The following is a 20,442-nucleotide window of genomic DNA, read 5'->3' on the forward strand; positions in this document are numbered from 1 at the left end:
CGGCCGCGGCGGCGCTGGCGACGGCGCGGCAGGCCACAATGCCGGCCGTCGACTTTCCTGGAGCCCGTCCCGTATGAACGCCCCTGCAGCCCCGGCCGTCCCGCACATGCCCCCGGCCACGCTGCCCGACGGTGCCGAACTGGTGCTGCGCGTGATGCCGATGCCCGCCGACGCCAACGCCAACGGCGACGTCTTCGGCGGCTGGATCATGGCGCAGGTGGATCTCGCCGGCGCCGTGCTGCCGGCGCGCGTGGCACGCGGCCGCATCGCGACGGTGGCCGTGAACCAGTTCGTCTTCAAGCAGCCGGTGTCGATCGGCGACCTGCTGAGCTTCTACGCCCACGTCGAACGCATCGGCAACACCTCGGTCACCGTGCACGTGCAGGTCTGGGCCGAACGCAACCCGGCCGACCCGCAGATCGTCAAGGTGACCGAGGCCAACCTGACCTACGTCGCGATCACCGACGACGGCAAACCTCGCCAGATCCCCCGCTGACACGGGAGCCCCCGGCCGCCTGGCGGCCGCCGGGGACGCCATCACGCCGGCAGCACCACCCTCACCGCCAGCCCGCCGAGCGCCGCCGAGCGCGTGACCTCGCACTGCGCGTGGTGCAGCGCGACGATGCGCCGCACGATGGACCAGCCCAGGCCGCTGCCGCTGGCGTCCTGGCCGAGCACGCGGAAGAACCGTTCGCCCAGGCGCACGATGTCGGCCTCGGCCATGCCCGGGCCGCTGTCCTCGACGGTCAGCACGACGGTGCTGCCGTGGCGCGCGAGCGTGGCGCGCACCGTCGCGCCGGCCGGGCTGTAGCGCAGCGCGTTCTCGACCAGGTTGCGGATCAGCACCGACAAGAGCGCCTCGACGCCGTCGACACGCAGCTCGTCGTCGGCCTCCAGCTCGAGCTGCTGGCGGCGCGCCAGCGCCTGCGGCGCCAGCGCCGCCGCGACGCGGCGCGCGACCACGGCCAGCGCCACCGGCGCGGTGGCCGGCGCCTGGGCCCCGGCGTCCAGCCGCGCCAGCGTCAGCAGCTGCTCGACCAGGCGCACGGCGCGGTCGCAGCCTTCGATCGTGGCCTGCAGCGCGTGGCGGCGGCGTTCGCCGTCGGCTTCGCCCAGCGCCACCTGGGCCTGGGTGCGGATCGCCGCGATCGGCGTGCGCAGCTCGTGCGCGGCGTCGGCGGTGAAGCGGCGCTCGGTCTCGAGCATGCGTGCGATGCGCTCGAACAGGCCGTTGAGCTCGTCGATCATCGGCCGCATCTCGCTCGGCGCGTCGGCCACCTCGACCGGCTCCAGCGCCTGGGGCTCGCGATCGGCCAGCGTCGCGCCCAGCCGGCGCAGCGGCGCGGTGCCGGCGCGCACCGCCCACCAGACGCCCAGCCCGAGCAGCGGCAGGCCCAGCGCCAGCGGCCACAGCGTGCCCCACAGCAGCGCGCCGAGGATCGAGCGGCGCGAGTCCAGGTGCTCGACGACGAAGACCTGCACGTCGCGCTCGGCGCCGCGGGCGCTGAACAGCCGCCACAGCTGGCCGTCGATGCGCACCAGGCCGAAGCCGTCGCGCTCGTCGCGCAGCGGCCGCCCGCCCGGGCCCAGGCCGTCGAGCCGGGTCTCGGGTGCATTGGCCGAGCGCTGCACCAGCCGACCTTCGTGCCAGACCTGGAAGGCCACGCGCGGCGAGTAGTGGCGCAGCGCGGCGATGGCGAAGCGGTCGTCGTCGTCGTGGTCGTGGCGCTGGCGCCGGGCCTCGCGCTTGGCGGCGTGGCGCGCCGCGTGTTCGGCATCACGCGCCTCGCGCCGGCGCTCCTCGCGGGCGCGCTCGCGGTCGTCGTCGTCGTCATCGTCGTCGTCCGCGTCCTCGATCGTGCGCACCTGCTGGGCGACGAGCAGCGTCGCGGCCTGCGCGAGGTGGGCGTCAAGCAGCTCGCTCAGCTCGCGGCGCGTGTCGCGGAAGCTGATGGCCAGCGTCGCCAGCCAGAGCACGATCACCAGGCCCAGCACCAGCAGCAGCAGCCGGCCCTGCAGCGAACGCGGCACGAGGCGCTTCATCAGCCGGGCAGCAGGTAGCCGACGCCGCGCACGGTCTGCACGAGCTCGGCGCCGAGCTTGCGCCGCAGGTGGTGCACGTGCACCTCGACGGCGTTGCTCTCGACCTCGCGGCCCCAGCGGTACAGGTGCTGCTCGAGCTGCTCGCGCGTCAGCACGCGCCCGGCATTGAGCATCAGCGCGTGCAGCAGGTCGAACTCGCGCTGCGACAGCACCACCGGCTCGCCGGCACGCGTGACGGTGCGCGCCGCCGGGTCGAGCACGACCTCGCCGGCGGCCAGCAGGTCCTGCGTCTGGCCGTGGGCGCGGCGGATCAGCGCGCGCAGCCGGGCGGCGAGTTCGTCCAGGTCCACCGGCTTGACGACGTAGTCGTCGGCGCCGCCGTCCAGGCCGAGCACGCGGTCGCTGACCGCGTCGCGCGCGGTCAGCACCAGCACCGGCAGGCGCACGCCGGCACGGCGGGTCTCGGCCAGCACCTCCAGGCCGTCCTTGCGCGGCAGGCCCAGGTCGAGCACCGCGGCGGCGTGCACCGCCGAGCGCAGCTCGCGCGACGCGGCCTCGCCGTCGCGCACCCAGTCGACCTGGAAGCCGGCTTGCGTGAGCCCGGCGCGCAGGCCGTCGCCGAGCAGCGGATCGTCTTCGACGAGCAGGATGCGCATGGTGTGGATGCTAGTCCTCGTCGTCGTCGCCGCGAGCGATCGGGCCGGCGCTTGCCGGCGCGGCGTCGGCGCCTGGGGCGGCGGCGTCGCGCCACTGCAGCACCCAGAAGCCCAGCACCGCGGCCAGGATCAGCGCCGCGACGCTGCGCCACGACGAGCGGATGGCCTGCTCCGGCGGCGCGATCTTCAGGCCGTCGACCATGCTGCGCGGCAGGTTCTCGCCGGTCATGCGGCTGGCCAGCAGCACGCCGACGACGTGGGCGATGGCGGTCAGCAGGAAGACGTTGGCCGCCAGCTCGTGCAGCTCCTCGACCCATTCGCCGCCGAGGTCCTGCTGCAGCGCCCAGCCGCTGGCGCCGAGCACCAGGCCCAGCACCAGCAGCACGACGATCGCCAGCGCGCTGGCCGGGTTGTGGCCGACGTGGTGCTCGGGCGTGCGCCGGGCGACGTTCTTCAGGTAGCGCAGCACCGCGCCCGGCCCGGTGACGAAGTCGCCGAAACGCGCGTGGCGCGTGCCGACCAGGCCCCAGACCAGGCGCCAGACGATCAGCCCGGCGAGCGTGTAGCCCAGCGTCTCATGCAGCAGCGCCTGGCGCTCGCTTTCGGACGTCAGCCAGGCACCGGCGAAGCAGACGACGATGAGCCCGTGGAACAGGCGCACCGGCAGGTCCCAGACCAGGCGGCGCTGGCGGTCGTTGGAAGCGTTCATTTCGGGATCTTCACGTCGTGTTCCTCGAAGTCGCCCTGTTCGGCGCGCGGGTGGCAGGCGGCGCAGTTGGCGGGGCTGCCGACGGCCTTGCGCTGCCAGACCGAGGCCCGCAGCTCGTCGTGCTTGCGCTCGAACCAGGCGCTGCGCGTGATGCGGTCCTCGGGCGGGGTGCTGCGCGTGCGGCGGCTGGCGTGGGTGTCCAGCCAGGCGGCGATCGTCTTCTGCGTCGCGGCGTCGAGCGAGGCGTCGCTGCCGTAGTGCTGGTCCAGGCCGGCCATCACGCGTTTCCAGGACTCGGCCGGCAGCATGCCGGGCGGATAGGCGACGTGGCATGAGCCGCCGCATTCCTGCTCGTAGGCCGGCAGCGCGGCAACGGCGGCGCGGCGGCCGTCGCGGTCGCCGTGTTCTCGGCGCTCGTGGCGTTCGTGTTCTTCGTCGCCGTGGCGGTGCGCCCACGCCGCCGCACCGCCGGCCAGGCCGGCGACGAGCAGCGCGGCGGTGGCCAGCGCGATGCCCCGGGTGGAGAGGAGTCGCTTCATGCAGGCCTCACTTCAGCGTCAGCAGCCAGGCCAGCACGTCGGCCTTCTCGGCCGGGGTGCAGGCGCGTTCGAGCACGTCCTTGCAGTTGCGGCGGAACCACTTCTCGACCTTGGCCTCGTCGCTGAAGCGCTTGGCGTTGGCCGCCGGCGCCAGCGGCGCGATCGTGCGGTGGGTGCTGGCGTGACGGCCTTCGGCGGTGGGGCGCTCGCCGTGGCAGGAAGCGCAGCTCCAGTCGTTGGCGTGGCGCGCCGCGTACCACTGCTGGCCGCGCGCGGCGTCGGGCGCGCGGCCGGCTTCGGCGGCGTAGCGCGCCAGCAGGTCCTGCGGCGCGGCCAGCGCCGGGCAGGCCGACAGCACGGCGACGACGGCGACCGTGGTGGTGGCGACGACGGCGCGCGAGGGCAGGCGGAATCGGCGGGATCGGGACGGGTGGTTCATGGCAGCTCTCCTTGGAACGGGATGCTGCCCAGGCCGTCTTAGGGTCCTCTTAAGCTCCGGGCGCCTAGAATCGCGCCCGCATCGTCATCGGGGAGTAGCCGCCCTGCCCTCGCGGCAAGGGGTCCGCGCCAACACGCTTGGTCCTTCGGGGCCATGGTCCGGACAGCTCCCAGCCTGGCAAGACCGCTGACTGCGCCGCCTCCGGATCGGGCCGGGTCGCGGCGTGGTCACGCCCTGGTCTGCGGCCCGTTTCGGATTCGTCCCTTGGAAGCCTTCCTGATCTCCACCGGCCTCGTCGCGCTCGGCGAAATGGGCGACAAGACGCAGCTGCTGGCGATGCTGCTGGCCGCACGTTTCAAGCGCCCGGTGCCCATCATCCTCGGTGTGCTCGTCGCCACGCTGGTCAACCACGCCCTGGCCGGCGTGGTCGGCGACACCGTCGCACGCTGGATGGGGCCGGACCTGCTGCGCTGGGTGATCGGCGGCAGCTTCCTCGCGATGGCGGTGTGGATGCTGATCCCCGACGAAGCCGACGAGGTCGAAGGCGGCACGGCTCGCTTCGGCGTCTTCGGCACGACGGTGATCGCGTTCTTCCTCGCCGAGATGGGCGACAAGACGCAGATCGCGACCGTCGCGCTGGCGGCCCGTTTCAGCGATCTGTGGGCGGTGGTCGCCGGCACCACCTTCGGCATGATGCTGGCCAACGTGCCGGCGGTCTTCTTCGGCGACCGCGTCAGCCGCCTGGTGCCGATGCGCGTCGTGCACGCGATCAGCGCGGCGATCTTCGCGCTGCTGGGCGTACTGACGCTGCTGAACGTCGGCCGGTTCTTTTGAGCGGTCAACGAGCCAGAGCAGGCACCAAGTCGCCGGCCATCAAGCTTCCCGCCACGGACCGGCTTTGCCGGGGCGTCGGCGGACGGCCCCCTCGGGGGGTAGCGAGCGAATGCGAGCTTGGGGGCTCAATCAATGAAGAAGTCGGGGATGAACTGTTTTGTCCCCGGGGCGACGGCGTAAGGGTCGAGATCGGTCACGCCGTTCGCGGCCAGCAGCTCGTCGTCGATGAAGAAGTTGCCGGTCGTCGCCTTGGCATCGCTGGTCAGGATGAACCAGGCGGCGTCGGCCAGGATCTCCGGCTTGCGGCAGAGCCTGACGTCGACGCCCGGGATCATCTGCAGCGCCGCGGTGGCGATCGCGGTGCGCGGCCACAGGCTGTTGACGGCGATGCCCAGCGGGCGGAACTCGCCGGCGTGGCCCAGCGTGCACTCGCTCATGCCGTACTTGGCCATCGTGTAGGCGACGTGGCCCTTGAACCAGTGCTCGCGCATCGACAGCGGCGGGCTCATGTTCAGCACGTGCGGGTTGCGCCCGGCGCGTGCGCTGGCGGTCAGCGCCGGCAGACAGGCCTGGGTGCAGGCGTAGGTGCCGCGCACGTTGACGCCGAACATCAGGTCGAAGCGCTTCATGGGCGTCGCCGCGGTCGGCGTCAGGCTGATCGCGCTGGCGTTGTTGACCAGGATGTCGATGCCGCCGAAACGCTCGACGGCCGCGGCCACCGCGGCGGCGACGGCCGCGTCGTCGCGGATGTCGGTCGGCACGGCCAGCGCCTGGCCGCCGGCGGCGCGCACCTGCTCGGCGGCCTCGTGCACGGTGCCGGGCAGCTTGGGGTTCGGGTCGCTCGTCTTGGCGACGAGCACGACGTTGGCGCCGTCTCGCGCCGCACGCAGCGCGATCGCCAGGCCGATGCCCCGGCTGGCGCCGGTGATGAACAGCGTGCGGCCCTGCAGGCTGCGGGTTGGGTTCATGCGGTCGTCTCCTCTTTCTTTCTGATGGCCGGCCAGACCTGGCCGGCGACGTGTTCGGCGATGGCGGCCGCGCAATAGCGGTACGCCGCTTCGCCGGGGTGGAAACCGTCGGAGGCCATGACCTGGGGCTCGAGCTGCAGGCCCATGTCGACCCGCGACACACCCGGGTAGGCCGCGGCCCAGCGGTCCAGCGCACGGTCGTGGCGCACGGCCTCGCTGCCGGCGCACCAGCGCAGCGGCTGCGGCAGGCCGGGGAACTGGTGCACCGGCGGCAGCGCGGCGAACGCGACGTGGCGCACATGCAGCGCGCCACGCAGCCAGTCGGCGAGGCGTTCACGCGCGGTGATCGCGTGGTGCATCGGCACGCGGTCGACGATGTCGTTGACGCCGGAGACGACGACGGCGATGTCGAAGCTCGGCAGGTCTTCGCGCTGCAGCAGGTGCAGCGTCTGCGCCGTCGTCAGGCCCGAACGTGCGACCAGACGCCAGTCGACACGCGCCTGGGCACGCTCGGCGATCATTTCGGCCATCGGGTGCGCCAGCGCCGCACGCTGGTGCAGCACGCCGACGCCGGCCGCCGACGAATCGCCGGCGATCAGCAGCCGCAAACGCGGCCCCTCGCCGCAGCTCCCGTGTCGTTCCCCGTCGGCCTCGGGCAGCTTGGGCATTCGCTGGCGGGTGTGCACGGCCTGGGCCAGCAGCAGCGGGGTCAGCATCAGCGTCACGGCACGGGACATGGTCGGCTCCTTCCGAAGGACGGTGGACGGGGTCAACGCGGGGATTCGCGGCGGGCTAAAACTCCTGGCAGGGCGCCACGCGGGCGCCGGTTCGGTCGGGTCACACAATGCGAAGCGCGTGCCAGACCGGGAATCGGTTCGAGGGGGGCGCCGTGGCGCCGCCCCCCGTTCAGACGTTCAGAACTTGCTGAAGTCGGGCTTGCGCTTCTGGAAGAAGGCCTGGAAAGCCTCCATCGCCTCGGGGCTGCGCAGCCGGCGCGTGAACCGTTCGCCTTCGGTGCGCATCGCCTCGAGCACCGCGGCACGCGTCGGGCCGCGCAGCAGCTGTTTGCTCTCGCGCACGGCGCCCGGCGGCAGCGCGTTGAAACGTTCGGCGACCCGGCGCGCGTGGGCGACCACTTCGCCAGCCGGCAGCACGGCGTTGGCGATGCCGCACTCCACCGCCTGCTCGGGCGTGAAGGCTTCGCCCAGCAGCAGCTTCTCGGCCGCACGCGCATGGCCCATCAGCTGCGGCACCAGCAGGCTGGACGCGAACTCGGGCACCAGCCCCAGGCTGGTGAACGGCATCGCCAACCGGGCTTCGTCGCTGACGTAGACGAAGTCGCAGTGCAGCAGCATCGTCGTGCCGATGCCGATGGCCGCGCCGGTGACGGCGGCGACAACCGGCTTGTCGCAGTTCAGCAGCGCGCGCATGAAGCGGAAGACCGGCGAGTCCATCGCCTCGGGGCCTTCGGCCGGCGGCCGCGCCATGAAGTCCTCGATGTCGTTGCCCGAGGTGAAGATCCCGGGCTGGCCGGTGATCAGCACCGCGCGCACGGCCGGGTCCGCGACCGCGGCTTCGAGTGCCGCGGCCATCGTCTCGTACATCGCGATCGTCAGCGCGTTCTTCTTCTCGGGGCGCGCGATCTCGATCGTCGCGACGCCCGCGAGCGTGGCGGTCTTGATTCTCATGCGTGTCTCCTGTCTGGTGGTCGCGCCGCACCGCCCGCGGCGCGACCCGGGGCGATCAGCAACGTTCGAGGATACCGGCGGCGCCCTGCCCCATGCCGATGCACATCGTCACCATGCCGTACTTGAGCTGCTTGCGGCGCAGCGCGTGCACGACGGTGGCGGCGCGGATCGCGCCGGTGGCGCCCAGCGGGTGGCCGAGCGCGATCGCGCCGCCCATCGGGTTGACCTTGGTGCGGTCGAGCTTGAGCGAGTCGATCACCGCCAGCGACTGGGCGGCGAAGGCTTCGTTCAGCTCGATCCAGTCCAGCTCGTCCTGGCTGATGCCGGCCGCGCGCAGCGCCGCCGGGATGGCCTCGATCGGGCCGATGCCCATGATCTCCGGCGGCACGCCGCGCACCGCGAAGCTGACGAAACGCGCCAGCGGCTTCAGGTCGAAGGTCTTCAGCGCCTTCTCGCTGCAGACGATCAGCGCGCCAGCGCCGTCGCTGGTCTGCGAGCTGTTGCCGGCGGTGACGCTGCCCTTGGCGGCGAACACCGGCTTCAGCTTGGCCAGGCCTTCGAGCGAGGTGTCGCGGCGCGCGCCTTCGTCCAAAGCGACGGTGCGCGTCTTCGTGATCACCTGGCCGGTGGCGAGATCGGGCTGGCGGTCGTAGACCGTGACCGGGGTCATCTCGTCGGCGAACTCGCCGGCGTCCATCGCGCGGATCGCACGCTGGTGCGACTCGAGCGCGAACGCGTCCTGGGCCTCGCGGCCGACCTTCCACTGCTGGGCGACCTTCTCCGCCGTCAGGCCCATGCCGTAGGCGATGCCGATGTTCTCGTCCTTGGCGAAGACCTCGGGGTTGAAGCTGGGCTTGTTGCCGCCCATCGGCACCAGGCTCATGCTCTCGGCACCGCCGGCAATCATCACGTCGGCCTCGCCGACGCGGATGCGGTCGGCGGCCATCTGCAGCGCGGTGATGCCGCTGGCGCAGAAGCGGTTGACGGTGACGCCGCCCACCGAGTGCGGCAGCCCGGCGAGCACCATCGCGGCACGCGCCATGTTCATGCCCTGCTCGCCTTCGGGGAAGCTGCAGCCGATGACCGCGTCCTCGATGGCCTTCGGGTCCAACGACGGCACCTGCGACAGCGCGTGGCGCACCGCAGCGACCAGCAGGTCGTCGGGCCGCGTGTTCTTGAAGTAGCCACGGCCGGACTTGCCGATCGGGGTGCGCGTGGCGGCGACGATGTAGGCGTCTTGCACTTGCTTGCTCATGACGAGCTCCTTGTGTTGCGTTGTCCCGCCGACGCGGGCATATCTTGTGGGGCCCCCTCTGCCGCTTGCGGCAGAGGGCCTTGATTTGCTCCCTCTCCCGCTTGCGGGAGAGGGTTGGGGTGAGGGCTCCTCGCGTGCAGCCGCTCGAGGATCACGGACAGCACCGCGTCCGTCTCCGTCAAAACCTGACGGTTGTCGAAACGCAGCACCTCGAAGCCGGCTCGCTGCAGCGCCGCGGTCCGTCGGGCGTCAGCCGCCACGGCGTCCGGCTCGAAGTGCTGGCCACCGTCGATCTCGACGACGAGCCTGGCGTCCAGGCAGGCGAAGTCGGCGTAGAACGGACCGACCGGATGCTGGCGGAGGAACTTGAACCCGCCGAGGCGGCGGTCACGCAGTTGCGACCAGATCCGGCACTCGGCGTCGGTCGAGTTCTGCCGCAGCGCACGCGCCCTCACCCCGGCCCTCTCCCGCGAGCGGGAGAGGGAGGAAGAGGAGGCGCGCACCGGCATCACCGCGGACCCTTCAGTTCCTGACGGGCTTGCCGGTCTGCAGCATGCCCATGATCCGTTCCTGGGTCTTGGGGTTGTCCAGCAGCGAGCAGAAGCGCTCGCGCTCCATCGTCATCAGGTACTCCTCGGTGACCATCGAGCCGGCGTCGACGTCGCCGCCGCAGCAGACCTCGGCGATCAGCGTCGCGATGTGGAAGTCGTGCGCGCTGATGAAGCCGCCGTCGCGCATGTTGGCGAGCTGGCCCTTGATCGTCGCCAGCGCGTTGCGGCCGGCCGCCGGGAACGCCACCTTGGCCGGCGCGCGCCAGCCGCTGTCGGCCATCGCCTTGGCCTGGGCCGTGGCGACGTACAGCAGCTCGTCCTTGTTCGGCACGATGACGTCGCCGTCGATCAGGTAGCCGAGCTTGCGCGACTCGATGGCGCTGGTGCCGACCTTGGCCATCGCGGCGTTGGTGAAGCCGTCGGTCAGGAACTTCAGGATGTCGGCGTTGGCGTTGCCGGCCGCGGCCATCTGCGCGGCGCGGCGCGCGATGTAGGTCAGGCCGCCGCCCGCGGGCAGCAGGCCGACGCCGACCTCGACCAGGCCGACGTAGGTTTCCATCGCCGCGACGCGGCGCGAGGCGTAAACCGACAGCTCGCAGCCGCCGCCCAGCGCCAGGCCGCGCATCGCCGCGACCACCGGCACCTGCGCGTAGCGCATGCGCAGCACCGCGTCCTGCAGCTTCTTGACCTCGGGCGCGATGCCCTTGGAGCCGGACTTCATGAACACCGGCAGCATCGACTCCAGGTTGGCGCCGGCCGAGAACACGTCGTCGGGCGACCAGATCACCAGCGCCTTGTAGCCGGCTTCGGCGAGTTCGATGGCCTTCACCAGGCCTTCGGTCACCGCCTGGCTGATCAGGTGCAGCTTGCAGGTGATGCTGAGGATCAGCACCTCGCCGTCGAGCGTCCAGACGCGCACGTCCTCATTGCGGAAGACCTCGGTGCCGGATTCGAGCGCGGCCTTGGCGCCCGAGCCGAGCACGTTCTCCGGGAAGTGCTGACGGCCATAGACCGCCAGCGCGCTGCGCGGCACGAAGGCCTGACGCGACGGGCTCCACGACCCGGCGGCGGTGTGCACGCCGCCGGCCTCGGCGACCGGGCCCTCGAAGGCCCAGGCCGGCAGCGGCGCGGCCGACAGCGCCTTGCCGGCTTCGATGTCGGCCTTGACCCATTCGGCGACCTGCTTCCAGCCGGCGGCCTGCCAGAGCTCGAACGGGCCCTGCTGCATGCCAAAGCCCCAGCGCATCGCGAAGTCGACGTCGCGCGCGTTGTCGGCGATCGCTTCCAGGTGCACCGCGGCGTAGTGGAAGGCGTCGCGCAGGATGGCCCACAGGAACTGCGCCTGCGCGTTGCTGCTCTCGCGCAGCAGCTTCAGCCGGTCGGCCGGCGCCTTCTTCAGCATGCGCGCGACGATCTCGTCGGCCTTGCCGGTGGACGGCACGTACTCGCCGCTGGCGAAGTCCAGCCGCAGGATGGTCTTGCCGTCCTTGCGGTAGAAGCCGGCGCCCGACTTCTGCCCCAGCGCGCCCTTGTCGATCAGCGCCTTGAGGACCGGCGGCGTCGCGTAGCTGGGGTAGAAAGGGTCGTCGGCGAGGTTGTCCTGCAGCGTCTTGATGACGTGCGCCATCGTGTCCAGGCCGACCACGTCCGCGGTGCGGAAGGTGCCCGAGCTGGCGCGGCCGAGCTTCTTGCCGGTCAGGTCGTCGACGACCTCGACCGAAAGCCCGAACTTCTCCGCTTCGTGGATCGTCGCCAGCATGCCGGCGATGCCGACGCGGTTGGCGATGAAGTTCGGCGTGTCCTTGGCGCGCACGACGCCCTTGCCGACCGCGGTGGTGACGAAGGCTTCGAGCTGGTCCAGCACCTCGGGCTGCGTCGCCGGGGTGGCGATCAGCTCGACGAGATACATGTAGCGCGGCGGGTTGAAGAAATGGATGCCGCAGAAGCGCGGGCGGATCGATTCCGGCAGCGCCTCGGCCAGCTTGGTGATCGACAGGCCCGAGGTGTTGCTGGCGACGATGGCGTGCGGCGCCAGCGAGCCGGCGATCTTCTCGTACAGCGCCAGCTTCCAGTCCATGCGCTCGGCGATGGCCTCGATGACGAGGTCGCACTCGGCGAGCAGGTGCAGGTGTTCCTCGTAGTTGGCCTGCACGATGCGCGCGCCGTCCTCGGGCACGCCCAGCGGCGCGGGCTTCAACTTCTTCAGGCTGTCGACGGCCTTGGTGACGACGCCGTTCTTCGGGCCTTCCTTGGCGGGAAGATCGAACAGGACGACGGGAACGTTGACGTTCACCAGATGGGCGGCGATCTGCGCGCCCATCACGCCGGCGCCGAGCACGGCGACCTTGCGGACGTGGAATCGATTCACGGAATGCTCCTGGTTGGTATTCATTCGACCCGCTGCCAGGTCTGGTTGCGATAGAAGGGGCCGATGAAGCCGCGCACTTCGAGCGTCTTGCCGCCGTCCTTGGGCGTCAGGCGCACGCGGTAGCTCTTGCCGTTGTTCGGGTCGAGGATCGTGCCGCCGTCCCAATAGGGCTCGTCGGCGTTCTTGCGCACGTTCTCGAGGATGGTCATGCCCAGCACCGGCTGGCCCTTGCGGGCGTCGCTGCACTTGTCGCACCTGGCGTCCTGCTTGGACGGATCGAGCAGCTTCTCGATGCGCCCGCCGAGCACGCCGGCCTCGTCGACGATGCGCACCAGCGACTTCTCCTTGCCGGTCTCGTCGTCGATCGTGCGCCACAGGCCTTGCGGCGTGGCCTGGGCCATCGCCACCGAAGAGGCGGCGGCCAGGACGAGGGCGATCCAGTTGCGCTTGTGCATGCTTGTCTCCTTCGTTGTCGCGGGCCCGTTCGGGCCCGTCGGGGATCAGAACAGCGACTCGTCCATCGCCATCAGCGCATCGGAACCGGAACGCGCCGTGCGGATCAGGCCGGCGGTCTCGGGCAGCAGCTTGGCGAAGTAGAAACGCGCGGTGTGCAGCTTGGCGGTGTAGAACGGGTCGCCGGAACCCTGCTTCTCCAGCGCCACCTTGGCCATGCGCGCCCAGAAGTAGGCGAACACGAGGTCGCCGCAGACGCGCAGGTAGTCGACCGCGGCGGCACCCACCTCATCGGTGTTGCGCATCGCCTTCATGCCGAGCTCGGTCGTCAGCTTGGTGACCTTGTCGCCGAGGTCGGCCAGCGGGTTGACGAACTCCTGCATCGATTCGTTGACGCCTTCCTCCTCGATGAACTCGGCGACGATCCGGCCGAACTTCTTCAGCTTCTTGCCGTTGTCGCCCAGCACCTTGCGGCCCAGCAGGTCCAGCGATTGCACGGTGTTCGTGCCTTCGTAGATCATGTTGATGCGCGCGTCACGCACGAACTGCTCGATGCCGGTGCCGCGGATGTAGCCGCTGCCGCCGAAGACCTGCATGCAGTGCGAGGTGGCGACCCAGGCGTTGTCGGTCATGAAGGCCTTGACGATCGGCGTCAGCAGCGCCACGAGGTCGGCGCACTCGGCGCGTTCGTCCTCGTCGTCGGAGGCGATCTCGCGGTCCAGCAGCAGCGCGGTGTACAGCGCCAGCGCGCGGCCGCCCTCGGCGTAGGCGCGCGCCGTCAGCAGCATCTTGCGCACGTCGGGGTGCACGATGATCGGGTCGGCCGGCTTGTCCGGCGCCTTCGGGCCGGTGAGGCTCCTCATCTGGATGCGGTCCTTGGCGTAGGCCACGGCCATCTGGTAGGCGGTCTCGGTCAGGCCCAGGGCCTGGCAGCCGACGCCCAGGCGGGCGGCGTTCATCATCACGAACATCGCCTGCAGGCCGCGGTGGGGCTCGCCGACCAGCGTGCCGACGGCGCCTTCCAGCGACAGCTGGCAGGTGGCGTTGCCGTGGATGCCCATCTTGTGCTCGACGGCGGTGCAGAAGATGCCGTTGCGCTCGCCGATCGAGCCGTCGGCCGCGACCTTGTACTTGGGCACGACGAACAGCGAGATGCCCTTGCTGCCGGCCGGCGCGTCCGGCAGGCGCGCCAGCACCAGGTGCACGATGTTCGGCGTGATGTCGTGCTCGCCGGCGGAGATGAAGATCTTCTGGCCGGTGATGCTGTAGGTGCCGTCGGGCAGCGGCTCGGCCTTGGTGCGCAGCATGCCGAGGTCGGTGCCGCAGTGCGGCTCGGTCAGGCACATCGTGCCGGTCCACTCGCCGCTGGTCAGCTTGGGCAGGTAGGTGTTCTTCTGCCACTCGGTGCCGTGCGCGCTGAGGCACTCGTAGGCGCCGTGCGACAGGCCGGGATACATGGTCCAGGCCTGGTTGGCCGAGTTCAGCATCTCGTACAGGCACTGGTTCAGCAGCACCGGCAGGCCCTGGCCGCCGAAGGCCGGGTCGCAGCTCAGGCTGGGCCAGCCGCCTTCGACGTACTGCTCGTAGGCCTGCTTGAAGCCCTTGGGCGTGCGCACCGCGTGGCTGGCCGGGTCCAGCGTGCAGCCTTCGGCGTCGCCGCTGGCGTTGATCGGCGCGGCCACCCCGGCGGCGAACTTGCCGGCTTCCTCGATGACGGCGTTGATCGTGTCGGCGTCGATCTCGGCGTGCCGCGGCAGCTGCTTGAGGGTGGACGCGACGTCGAGCACTTCGTGCATGACGAACTGCAGGTCGCGAAGCGGCGGGGTGTAGGACATGGGAACGCTCCTGGAGAGGAAAGGGACGAGACGGAGTTCAGGTCCGCGAATCGGGGGCTGCGGCCGGCGGCTGCCAGTCGGCGACGAGGCGCTCGAAGCCGCGCCGTGCGCGGTCCAGCACCCCGGTGTTGCGCAACAGCCGGGCATCGTGGTGCAGCGCGAGGATCAGCCCGTGCATCTCGAACAGCAGCTGCGACGGGTCGGTTTCGGGGCGCAGATGGCCTTCCTCGACGGCCATCGCGATCGCACGCTGCAGCGCCAGGTGCCAGGCGCGCACCATCGAGACGAGCGCGTCGCGCACCGGGCCGGGCCGGTCGTCGAACTCGACCGCGCCACTGATGTAGATGCAGCCCGAGTCCAGCTCGACCGAGACGCGGCGGATCCAGCGCTCGAACAGCGCCCGCAGCCGCGGCAGGCCGCGCGCCTCGGCCATCGAGGGGAAGAAGACCTCTTCCTCGAAACGCGTGTGGTACTCGCGGATGACCGAGATCTGCAGCTCCTCGCGCGAGCCGAAGTGGGCGAAGACGCCCGACTTGCTCATCTGCATCATCTCGGCCAGCGTGCCGATCGACAGCCCCTCCAGCCCCATGTGCGAGGCCAGGCCCAGCGCCGCATCGAGGATCGCCGCGCGGGTCTGCTGGCCCTTTTGCAGCGACTTCACGGACGCCGGACGGGAGGTGGTGGAGGAAGCCAAGTTTTTGCAGGCAAAAAATCGAACGATCGTTCTATTTTGCCGACTCGAGCTTGAGCCGGCCAGCTGTTGGGGCCATTGCCTCGGGAAAGTCCCTAGAGCAACGGGCCTCCACGCTGCCTGTCATCAAAGCGTGGTTGCGGCAGGCACGGATCTTGTTTACGCTGCCTGTTCATGGATGTGCTGCAACTCGATGTATCGGGTCGGCCACAGGCGTGGATCACGCCTCGCGAGGCCGCGATCCTCTATGCCAGCGACGGCGTCGCCTGGACGCTGGGCAAGACCTTCCAGGTGCTGCGCGGTGGCATCCAGCGCGCCACCGGGCTGCAGTCGCGCATCGAGGTGCACCCCATCATCGCGGTGCGCGGCGCGATCCCCAGCCGCGCCTGGCGCCACACGCCGGCGATCACCAACCACAAGCTCTTCGTGCGCGACCGCGGCATCTGCGCCTACTGCGGCGGCCACTTCGACTTCGACGACCTGACACGCGAGCACATCGTGCCGGTCTCGCGCGGTGGGGTGGACAGCTGGATGAACTGCATCACCGCCTGCCGCGGCTGCAACGGCCACAAGGCCGACCGCCTGCCCGAGGAAGCGCACATGACGCTGCTGTACCTGCCCTACGTGCCCAGCCTGCACGAGGACATGATCCTGCGCGGCCGGCGCATCGTCGTCGACCAGATGGACTTCCTGCTCGCGTCGGTGCCGCGCAGCAGCCGGCTGCACGGCTGACGCGCCAGCGGGCGCAACGAATCTTTACCGCCACCGGCCGTGCCGGGCGCCATCCCGGGCCCGGCTTTCCGGCACCATCGGCGTGTCAACGCGGCCCGACCGGCCGCGTTGCACTGTCATGAGGAGGGTTCCCCGATGAAGCGCCTGATCGCCGCCGCCGCCGTGCTGGCACTGGCGGCCTGTTCCACCACCAGCCCCGACGTCATCAGTCCCGGTGACGCGCAGCGCATGAGCACCGTGATCGACGCCACCGTGCTGTCGACCCGTCCCGTCGTCGTCGAAGGCTCGCAGAGCGGCATCGGCGGCGTCAGCGGCGGCGTCATCGGCGGCATCGCCGGCTCGAGCGTCGGCGGGCGGCGCGAGAGCGTTGCGGTCGGCGTGATCGGCGCCGTGGCCGGCGCGGTGGTCGGCAACGCCGTCGAGCGCATGGGCACTCGCGAGGACGCGGTGGAGATCCTGGTCCAGCTCAAGAGCGGCGAACGCCGCGCGATCGTGCAGGCCAAGGGCAACGAGAACCTGCAGCCCGGCGACCCGGTGATCATCGTCACGACCGGCGGCAAGGTCCGCGTGAGCAAGGCGCCGCAAGTCAGCACGGCGCGCTGACGCTCGCTGCCGCAGCCGGCTCAGGCCAGCATCTGCGGCAGGTCGGCGAAGCTGTTGGCCACCGGCACGATGTCGACCGGGCGGCCCAGCTGGCGCTCGATCTGCGAGCGCGAGACGATTCCCCGCAGCCGCGGCGGCACACCCGGGCCGCCACCGTCGACCACCAGCAGGTGGTTGCGCCCCAGGCGCTTGAGCGTGGCGACCAGATTGCCGACGCGGGCGCCCTGCAAGCGAGCATGGTCGATCGCATCCAGCCGCGAACGCGGTGTCATCACGTCCTCGACCGTGATCTCGTCCCAGCGCAGGCCACGCTCCTGCACCAGGCGCAGCGCGCGTTCGCCGCGCAGGTCGGTGGTGGTGATCAGGCCTTCGATCGCCGGCCACTCGCCCACGACGAACAGCATGCGCACCCCCAGATAGATCATCGCCTGCTCGGCGCGGCGCAAGGTCGCGGCCGGCAGCACGGTGGCCGCCTTCACCTGCGTCAGGTCGGTCATCACCGACACCGCGGCCGAGTCGAGCGTGACCGGGAAGGTCTGCCAGGGCTGGGCCTGCGCCAGCACGGCGCCGGCCTCCAGGCTGCGGGTGGACAAGGCGGTCTCCAGGCTCATCGCTGACCTCCGCAGATTCGGACCCGCGCAAGTTACGCCGTCGGCGCTGCAGGCGACATCATGGAATCCCGCTCGCCGAACCTGATGTTGCTCAAGCCACTCTCCCGGGCCAGCGGACCGTCGGCATTGCGTTTTCTTCAAATACGAAGGAGGCGTGAATTAGGGGCGTGGCGTCGTTCACGTTCGCCCGCATCTTGGTGTCCGGCGCATGAAGTGGCCCTCGGCGCGGCCGATACCGATCCTACGGAGCCCGACGCACGCCGGTGACTCCCGTCCACTCCAAACAAGCCGTCGGAAACACCATGAATCAATTACGCATCGGCACACGCCTCGGTCTGGCATTCGCGCTGGTGCTGGCGATCACGCTGGCCATCGCGGCCTCGGCCATCTGGCAGCTCGGCGGCCTGAAGACGGCGAGCGACTCCATCGTCCAGAAGGAGCAGCAGCGCAGCAAGCTCGCGAGCCAGTGGGCGACCAACCTGCGCATCAGCTGGACCAAGGTCTCCGCCTCGCTCAAGAGCAACGATCCGGCGCTGCAGGCACAGATGCACCAGGACGTCGAGCAGATCTCCACGGACACCGCGGCAGTGCACAAGGCGCTGCTGGCCCTGGTGGACGACGCCGAGGGCAAGGCCTTGATCGCCAAGGTCGGCGACGTGCGGGTGCGCTACACCGACGTGCGCCGCCAGCTCTCCGAACGCCAGCAACGGGGCGAATCGGTCTACAGCGACGTCGACGCGCTGCTGCTGCCCGTGGCCGACGACTACCAGAAGGCGCTGGACGCGGTGGCCGCGCACTCGCAGCAGGTGCTCGACTCCAGCCAGGCAGCACTGGCCGACGCGACGACACGCGGGCAATGGCTGACCGCGGTCGGCGCGCTGGCGGCCACGCTGCTGGGCGCGGGCTTCGCGGTCTTCGCGACGCGTTCGATCACGCGGCCGATCGACGACGCGGTCCGCGCCGCCGAGGCCATCGGCGCCGGCGACCTCTCGGGCACGATCGTGGCGCAGGGCAAGGACGAGGCAGCGCGGCTGCTGCACGCCCTGGCCGGCATGCAGGCCAATCTCGCCCGAACGGTCGCCGAGGTGCGCCAGTCGGCCGACAGCGTGGCCACGGCCAGCCACGAGATCGCACACGGCAACGCCGACCTGTCGGCGCGCACCGAGCAGCAGGCCAGCGCGCTGCAGCAGACCGCGGCGTCGATGGAGGAGCTGAACGCCACCGTGCGCCAGAACGCCGACAACGCGATGCAGGCCAACCAGCTCGCCGCGGCCGCCAGCACCGTGGCCACCGAAGGCGGCCAGATGGTCGGCCAGGTCGTGAAGACGATGGACGGCATCAGCGAGAGCTCGCGCCGCATCACCGAGATCATCAACGTCATCGACGGCATCGCCTTCCAGACCAACATCCTGGCGCTGAACGCCGCGGTCGAGGCCGCGCGCGCGGGCGAACAGGGCCGTGGTTTCGCGGTCGTGGCCGGCGAGGTGCGCACGCTGGCGCACCGCAGCGCCGACGCCGCCCGCGAGATCAAGTCGCTGATCGGCACCAGCGTCGAACGCGTGGAGTCGGGCAACGCGCTGGTGCATCAGGCGGGCACGAAGATGGAGGAGGTGCTGGCGTCGATCCGCCGCGTGGCCGACATCGTGGGCGAGATCAGCAGCGCCAGCGCCGAGCAGAGCGACGGCGTCACCCAGGTCGGCGAGGCGGTGGCGCAGATGGACCAGGCGACGCAGCAGAACGCCGCGCTGGTCGAGGAAAGTGCCGCCGCGGCCGAGAGCCTGCGCACCCAGGCGCGCCAGCTGGTCGACGCGGTGGCGGTGTTCCGGCTGGCCGGCGGCGCGGCGGCGCAACGTCCGGCGGTGCCGGCCGCGGTGGCCGCGGCGCCCGCGGCAGCGGCGGCACACCCCGTGCGCGCGGCGGCGCCGGCCGCCCGCCCGGCCCCGGCGCGCAAGCCGGCCGCCGCGGCACCGGCCGCAGGACCGGCCGCAGCACCGACCACGTCACCGGCCACCGCGGCCAAGACCGAGACGGCCGACGAGGACTGGCAGACCTTCTGATCCGCGCAGGGCGCTCAGAAGCGCCCCTCGTACAACGCGCAGGACCGGCAGACCGCCGGCGGCCGCGGCGAGGCGAGCGCGGTGCGGAAGGCCTGTGCGGCATCGCCGCGCCACACGGGGGTCAGCGCGCCCTCGCCGACCGGGCCGAAGCTCGCGCGGTCGGCCGTCGCCACCATGCAGCAGGGCAGCATCTCGCCGGCGGCGCTCAGGTAGAGCTGCTCGCTCGGCCAGCGGCAGCCGCCCGCCGGCGTCGAAGTGGGCGCCTGGGGCGGTGCCAGCCGCGGCAGGTGCAGCACGAATCCCAGCTCGCCGGCCAGGCGCCGGGCCCGGTCGAAGACCTGCGCCGCCCGCGCCAGATCCGGCGGCGCCAGTTCTTCGGCGCGCACGACCTCGCGGATCGGCACGTAGCGCGCCGGCAGCCCCGGGTGTTCGAGGTCGCTGGACAGGCGCTGCAGCAGCAACTCATGCACGCCGCGCTCGTGCAGCAGCCGCACCAGCGCCGGCAGCTCGTGCAGGTTGGCGCGCATCAGCACCATCACGCCGCGCAGCTCGGGCCGGCCACCGGCGGCGTCGCGCGCGGCGACGAGGCGATCCAGGTTGCGCAGCACCTTCGCGAACGAGGCGCCGCGGCGCACGCCCTCGTAGACCTCGGCGCTGGCGCCGTCCAGCGACACCGACAGCTGCGCCAGCCCGCTGGCGGCGCAGCGCCGCGCGCGTTCGGGGGTCAGCAGCGTCAGGTTGGTGTTGGCGCTGACGCGGATGCCGCGCGCCGCGGCGATCTCCACCATCTCGAAGAAACACGGGTGCAGCATCGGCTCGCCCAGGCCCTGCAGGTGCAGCTCCTCGAGCTGCGGCAGCTCGTCCAGCCAGGCCAGATAACGCGCCAGCGGCAGTTCGGCGACCGCGTCGCCGCGATGGTTGACCGTGCACATGCGGCAGGCCAGGTTGCAGCGGCCCACCGGCTCGATCTGGGCGAAGCGCGGCAGCGGCGGCGCCGCGGCGGCGTCGGGGTGAAGAGGCGTCATGCGCACCCGGGCGGCAAGCCGGGTGCCGCCGCCCGCGCTCAGCCGGCGCGCGCGCCGGACTTCAGCTTCTGCATGAAGTCGCGGAAGTGCGGCGCGAACTCGGCGAAGAGCGGCGCCTTGCGGTGTTCGAGCATCACCTCGCCGAACAGCTTCAGGCCCACCGCGAGCGCGGTGGCCGACTCCGGCGCCAGGTCCTCGCGGCCGCGCATGCGCTCGACGATCTTCAGGATGTCGTCGTGGTTGCCGGCCTCGAAGACCAGCGGCGTGGTGTCGGCGGGCGGGTTGCCGTCGGCATCGGCCAGGTGTTCGACGGTGATGCGGTAGCGGTGCTGTTTCATGCGATCTCTCGATTCAGGGTTGACGGAAGACAGTCTACGATATATCT

The 20,442-nt window shown here is 71.1% G+C and carries 22 protein-coding genes and 1 riboswitch; of the genes, 5 read left to right on the top strand and 17 right to left on the bottom strand.

The genetic code is table 11. The features are described 5' to 3' along the window. Positions 1 to 73 precede the first annotated feature (73 nt). Positions 74 to 496: an acyl-CoA thioesterase gene (locus EV684_RS16465; protein ID WP_132648369.1), complete on the top strand. Its 423-nt coding sequence runs from the start codon at positions 74 to 76 to the stop codon at positions 494 to 496. A 41-nt stretch (positions 497 to 537) separates the two neighbouring features. Here the strand turns inward: EV684_RS16465 and EV684_RS16470 are convergent, their stop codons facing one another. The 5 genes from EV684_RS16470 to EV684_RS16490 are packed head-to-tail and all read right to left on the bottom strand — an operon-like array spanning position 538 to position 4,386. Further along, entirely contained in the window at positions 538 to 2,043 is a 1,506-nt protein-coding gene (locus tag EV684_RS16470) for an ATP-binding protein (protein WP_132648370.1), read from the bottom strand. Next, positions 2,043 to 2,699 (bottom strand): winged helix-turn-helix domain-containing protein, encoded by a 657-nt coding sequence (locus tag EV684_RS16475; RefSeq protein WP_132648371.1) that lies wholly within the window; start codon positions 2,697 to 2,699, stop codon positions 2,043 to 2,045. The genes EV684_RS16470 and EV684_RS16475 overlap by 1 nt, the downstream gene beginning before the upstream one ends. A gap of 10 nt (positions 2,700 to 2,709) precedes the next feature. Next, positions 2,710 to 3,408, bottom strand: coding sequence for a cytochrome b/b6 domain-containing protein (locus EV684_RS16480; RefSeq protein WP_132648372.1), 699 nt, complete (start codon positions 3,406 to 3,408; stop codon positions 2,710 to 2,712). Further along, complete coding sequence (locus tag EV684_RS16485) at positions 3,405 to 3,947, bottom strand: diheme cytochrome c (protein WP_132648373.1); 543 nt, start codon at positions 3,945 to 3,947, stop codon at positions 3,405 to 3,407. Before EV684_RS16485 ends, EV684_RS16480 begins: the two co-directional genes overlap by 4 nt. Before the next feature lie 7 nt (positions 3,948 to 3,954). Further along, entirely contained in the window at positions 3,955 to 4,386 is a 432-nt protein-coding gene (locus EV684_RS16490; RefSeq protein WP_132648374.1) for a DUF1924 domain-containing protein, read from the bottom strand. 77 nt (positions 4,387 to 4,463) lie between these two features. Further along, a riboswitch (yybP-ykoY riboswitch) is annotated at positions 4,464 to 4,598 on the top strand. 52 nt (positions 4,599 to 4,650) lie between these two features. On the opposite strand from EV684_RS16490, the gene EV684_RS16495 reads away from it, so the two are divergent. After that, entirely contained in the window at positions 4,651 to 5,220 is a 570-nt protein-coding gene (locus EV684_RS16495; protein WP_132648375.1) for a TMEM165/GDT1 family protein, read from the top strand. A gap of 125 nt (positions 5,221 to 5,345) precedes the next feature. Here the strand turns inward: EV684_RS16495 and EV684_RS16500 are convergent, their stop codons facing one another. The 9 genes from EV684_RS16500 to EV684_RS16540 form a co-directional block, all read right to left on the bottom strand. Continuing rightward, positions 5,346 to 6,188 (bottom strand): SDR family oxidoreductase, encoded by an 843-nt coding sequence (locus EV684_RS16500; RefSeq protein ID WP_132648376.1) that lies wholly within the window; start codon positions 6,186 to 6,188, stop codon positions 5,346 to 5,348. Continuing rightward, the gene (locus EV684_RS16505; RefSeq protein WP_132648377.1) at positions 6,185 to 6,925 is read right to left on the bottom strand and encodes an SGNH/GDSL hydrolase family protein; all 741 of its coding nucleotides are present in this window, start codon (positions 6,923 to 6,925) and stop codon (positions 6,185 to 6,187) included. Before EV684_RS16505 ends, EV684_RS16500 begins: the two co-directional genes overlap by 4 nt. A gap of 177 nt (positions 6,926 to 7,102) precedes the next feature. After that, positions 7,103 to 7,876, bottom strand: a complete 774-nt coding sequence (locus EV684_RS16510) for an enoyl-CoA hydratase (protein ID WP_132648378.1) — start codon at positions 7,874 to 7,876, stop codon at positions 7,103 to 7,105. Positions 7,877 to 7,931: 55 nt separating this feature from the next. Then, on the bottom strand, positions 7,932 to 9,131 hold the full coding sequence (locus tag EV684_RS16515) for an acetyl-CoA C-acyltransferase (RefSeq protein ID WP_132648379.1): 1,200 nt from the start codon (positions 9,129 to 9,131) through the stop codon (positions 7,932 to 7,934). Further along, positions 9,128 to 9,640: an endonuclease domain-containing protein gene (locus tag EV684_RS16520; protein ID WP_207184604.1), complete on the bottom strand. Its 513-nt coding sequence runs from the start codon at positions 9,638 to 9,640 to the stop codon at positions 9,128 to 9,130. The genes EV684_RS16515 and EV684_RS16520 overlap by 4 nt, the downstream gene beginning before the upstream one ends. A 13-nt stretch (positions 9,641 to 9,653) precedes the next feature. After that, positions 9,654 to 12,050, bottom strand: a complete 2,397-nt coding sequence (locus tag EV684_RS16525; protein WP_132648380.1) for a 3-hydroxyacyl-CoA dehydrogenase/enoyl-CoA hydratase family protein — start codon at positions 12,048 to 12,050, stop codon at positions 9,654 to 9,656. A 20-nt stretch (positions 12,051 to 12,070) separates the two neighbouring features. Next, complete coding sequence (locus EV684_RS16530; protein ID WP_132648381.1) at positions 12,071 to 12,505, bottom strand: DUF2147 domain-containing protein; 435 nt, start codon at positions 12,503 to 12,505, stop codon at positions 12,071 to 12,073. A 45-nt stretch (positions 12,506 to 12,550) separates the two neighbouring features. After that, on the bottom strand, positions 12,551 to 14,338 hold the full coding sequence (locus tag EV684_RS16535; RefSeq protein WP_132648382.1) for an acyl-CoA dehydrogenase C-terminal domain-containing protein: 1,788 nt from the start codon (positions 14,336 to 14,338) through the stop codon (positions 12,551 to 12,553). 37 nt (positions 14,339 to 14,375) lie between these two features. Next, the gene (locus tag EV684_RS16540; RefSeq protein WP_132648383.1) at positions 14,376 to 15,032 is read right to left on the bottom strand and encodes a TetR/AcrR family transcriptional regulator; all 657 of its coding nucleotides are present in this window, start codon (positions 15,030 to 15,032) and stop codon (positions 14,376 to 14,378) included. Positions 15,033 to 15,203: 171 nt separating this feature from the next. On the opposite strand from EV684_RS16540, the gene EV684_RS16545 reads away from it, so the two are divergent. Next, positions 15,204 to 15,761 (top strand): HNH endonuclease, encoded by a 558-nt coding sequence (locus tag EV684_RS16545; protein ID WP_132648384.1) that lies wholly within the window; start codon positions 15,204 to 15,206, stop codon positions 15,759 to 15,761. A 135-nt stretch (positions 15,762 to 15,896) separates the two neighbouring features. Then, positions 15,897 to 16,364, top strand: a complete 468-nt coding sequence (locus EV684_RS16550; RefSeq protein WP_132648385.1) for an outer membrane lipoprotein — start codon at positions 15,897 to 15,899, stop codon at positions 16,362 to 16,364. Between the two features lie 20 nt (positions 16,365 to 16,384). Here the strand turns inward: EV684_RS16550 and EV684_RS16555 are convergent, their stop codons facing one another. Further along, on the bottom strand, positions 16,385 to 16,975 hold the full coding sequence (locus EV684_RS16555; RefSeq protein ID WP_132648386.1) for a CBS domain-containing protein: 591 nt from the start codon (positions 16,973 to 16,975) through the stop codon (positions 16,385 to 16,387). 302 nt (positions 16,976 to 17,277) lie between these two features. Here EV684_RS16555 and EV684_RS16560 point away from each other — a divergent pair, with 302 nt between their 5' ends. Next, positions 17,278 to 19,032 (top strand): methyl-accepting chemotaxis protein, encoded by a 1,755-nt coding sequence (locus tag EV684_RS16560; RefSeq protein ID WP_132648387.1) that lies wholly within the window; start codon positions 17,278 to 17,280, stop codon positions 19,030 to 19,032. Positions 19,033 to 19,046: 14 nt separating this feature from the next. On the opposite strand, the gene EV684_RS16565 is transcribed toward EV684_RS16560, so the two are convergent. Together EV684_RS16565 and EV684_RS16570 are read right to left on the bottom strand one after the other, a co-directional pair. After that, positions 19,047 to 20,057, bottom strand: a complete 1,011-nt coding sequence (locus tag EV684_RS16565) for a radical SAM protein (RefSeq protein ID WP_132648388.1) — start codon at positions 20,055 to 20,057, stop codon at positions 19,047 to 19,049. A 38-nt stretch (positions 20,058 to 20,095) separates the two neighbouring features. Next, on the bottom strand, positions 20,096 to 20,395 hold the full coding sequence (locus EV684_RS16570; RefSeq protein ID WP_132648389.1) for a DUF3861 domain-containing protein: 300 nt from the start codon (positions 20,393 to 20,395) through the stop codon (positions 20,096 to 20,098). Between the last annotated feature and the right edge of the window lie 47 nt (positions 20,396 to 20,442).

The organism is Rubrivivax gelatinosus (genome assembly GCF_004340905.1).
GTDB classification, from domain to species: domain Bacteria; phylum Pseudomonadota; class Gammaproteobacteria; order Burkholderiales; family Burkholderiaceae_C; genus Rubrivivax; species Rubrivivax gelatinosus.